At 60.3% G+C, this 667-nt stretch carries 1 protein-coding gene; it reads right to left on the bottom strand.

The features are described 5' to 3' along the window. Positions 1–484 (bottom strand): SbmA/BacA-like family transporter (locus ACLD7X_RS17680; protein WP_411425001.1); only part of this gene is annotated, 484 nt, incomplete at its 3' end. Positions 485–667 lie beyond the last annotated feature (183 nt).

Raw genomic sequence — 667 nt, 5'->3', positions numbered from 1 at the left:
AGAAATTGTTGAGCGCGATCACCGTGACGGCGACCGATGCGATCGAGAAGAAGGTGAGGATCTGCGCATAGAACTCCGGCAGCGTCACGGGCTTCGACTTGGAGACGGCGGCCTGAACGAGATCCCAGAACGGTCCGTACCAGGCGTTGATGGCTACACTCACCTGGACCTGGAAATAGATGACGAAGACGATGAGTGCGGTTCCCAGCACCGACCAGTAGAACCATGGCTGCGGCGAGAGCACCCGCCACACGCCCGCGAAAATGCTCACCGCCAGCGCGTAATAGACATAGAACCACAGGAAGGGCTTGGACCAGAACACCGAGATGCCGATAATGGGGGGCGAGCCTTCCGGCGGGTTCTCGAGCCCGATCAAGTAGCCCAGATCCTTCGCGAGGAAGAACCACAAGAGCACGGCGAACAATGTCCAGAGGGCTACCGAGGTGAAGAACAGGCGCGGCGAGGGAAAGAAGGAGAGAAACATCGTGTGCTTTCGCGCGGTGAGAGGAACGGATAAGGACGAATACGGTAATTAGTCCCTGTGGACCAGCGCGCGCAAATGAACCTCCCTCCATCATCATGACCTTGCCCGCTCCGTTTCAGGGCGCCATCGCGGCATGGCTCGAGGCCCATGCTTCGGGCAACCGGCGCGAGGCCGCGGCCGCAC

The sequence above is a fragment of the Aphanothece microscopica RSMan92 genome (genome assembly GCF_046613545.2).
Taxonomy (GTDB): domain Bacteria; phylum Cyanobacteriota; class Cyanobacteriia; order PCC-6307; family Cyanobiaceae; genus NIES-981.
This window is presented reverse-complemented; position numbering and strand designations above follow the sequence as displayed.